Here is a 1947-nt window from a genome sequence, read left to right as displayed (position 1 = left end):
TCGTTGGCATCACTTGCCGGCGGGGAGGGGTACCGCCCGTACTTTGAGAACTACACAGTGGACGCGAGCATCTTAAATTTGCCGCAGATTTTCGAATCTGCGGTCGATTACAAAGATCTATGCACTCTTTATTGAGTGCGTGATCATTGGTCAATTTCGATGTCGAACTTTGTTCGGCATACTTAATCGATTCAAACTCATGTGATTTCAAATTTTTAAGAGCAAACGGTGAATGCCTTGGCATGTAGAGCCGAAGAAGGACGTAGTAATCTGCGATAAGCCTCGGGGAGTTGATAAACGAACTGTGATCCGAGGATGTCCGAATGGGGAAACCCCGCCAGGCCCGTGAGGTGACCTGGTGACTCCCGCCTGAATATATAGGGCGGGTAGAGGGAACGTGGGGAAGTGAAACATCTCAGTACCCACAGGAAGAGAAAACAATAGTGATTCCGTTAGTAGTGGCGAGCGAACCCGGATGAGGCTAAACCGATCATGTGTGATAGCCGGTAGGCGTTGCATGGTCGGGGTTGCGGGACTTTTCTGCCTATTCTACCGAATGGTAAGGGTTAGAACGTTGTATAGACGAACAGGATTGAAAGCCTGGTCATAGAGGGTGCGAACCCCGTAGTCGAAATGCAGCAATCGCCCGAGAAGTATCCCAAGTAGCACGGGGCCCGAGAAATCCCGTGTGAATCCGTCAGGACCACCTGATAAGCCTAAATACTCCTACATGACCGATAGTGAACAAGTACCGTGAGGGAAAGGTGAAAAGTACCCCGGGAGGGGAGTGAAATAGTACCTGAAACCGTTTGCTTACAAACCGTTGGAGCCAGCTTTGTTCTGGTGACAGCGTGCCTTTTGAAGAATGAGCCTGCGAGTTAGTGATATGTGGCGAGCTTAACCCGAGAGGGGAATGCGTAGCGAAAGCGAGTCTGAATAGGGCGATTCAGTCGCATGTCCTAGACCCGAAGCGAAGTGATCTATCCATGGCCAGGTTGAAGCGACGGTAAGACGTCGTGGAGGACCGAACCCACTTCAGTTGAAAATGGAGGGGATGAGCTGTGGATAGGGGTGAAAGGCCAATCAAACTTCGTGATAGCTGGTTCTCTCCGAAATGCATTTAGGTGCAGCGTTGCGTGTTTCTTGCCGGAGGTAGAGCTACTGGATGGCCGATGGGGCCCAAAAGCTTACTGACGTCAGCCAAACTCCGAATGCCGGTAAGTGAGAGCGCAGCAGTGAGACGGTGGGGGATAAGCTTCATCGTCGAGAGGGAAACAACCCAGACCACCAACTAAGGTCCCAAAGCGCGTGCTAAGTGGGAAAGGATGTGGAGTTGCACAGACAACCAGGAGGTTGGCTTAGAAGCAGCCACCCTTGAAAGAGTGCGTAATAGCTCACTGGTCAAGTGATTCCGCGCCGACAATGTAACGGGGCTCAAGCACGCCACCGAAGTTGTGGCATTGATATTTTTGGTTAGCTGCACCCGTGTGGTGTTAGTTCAGCCGTGTTGATGGGTAGGAGAGCGTCGTGTGGCCAGCGAAGCGGCGGTGTAAACCAGCCGTGGAGGCCACACGAGTGAGAATGCAGGCATGAGTAGCGAAAGACGGGTGAGAAACCCGTCCTCCGAAAGATCAAGGGTTCCAGGGCCAGGCTAATCCGCCCTGGGTAAGTCGGGACCTAAGGCGAGGCCGACAGGCGTAGTCGATGGACAACGGGTTGATATTCCCGTACTGACGAAAAACCGCCCAAACTAATCCAGTAATGCTAAGCATCTGAATCCCCTAGATGGATCCCTTCGGGGTGAAGCGTGGGGCCTAGCGTGCGACCCTATGCTGGTGCGGTTAGCGTATTAACAGGTGTGACGCAGGAAGGTAGCTGAGCCGGGCGATGGTTGACCCGGTCTAAGGATGTAGGCCGAGAGATAGGCAAATCCGTCTCTCAGATACG

Annotated in this window: 1 rRNA gene (cut by a window edge); it reads left to right on the top strand. The window is 52.7% G+C overall.

The features are described 5' to 3' along the window. The first annotated feature begins 205 nt into the window (after window positions 1–205). A 23S ribosomal RNA gene (locus tag QMF22_RS17250) occupies window positions 206–1947 on the top strand; it runs 869 nt beyond the window's last position.

The sequence above is a fragment of the Cryobacterium sp. PH31-L1 genome (genome assembly GCF_030063145.1).
GTDB lineage: Bacteria > Actinomycetota > Actinomycetes > Actinomycetales > Microbacteriaceae > Cryobacterium.
The sequence above is the reverse complement of the archived record's forward strand: the minus strand, read 5'-3'. Positions and strand labels throughout refer to the sequence as shown.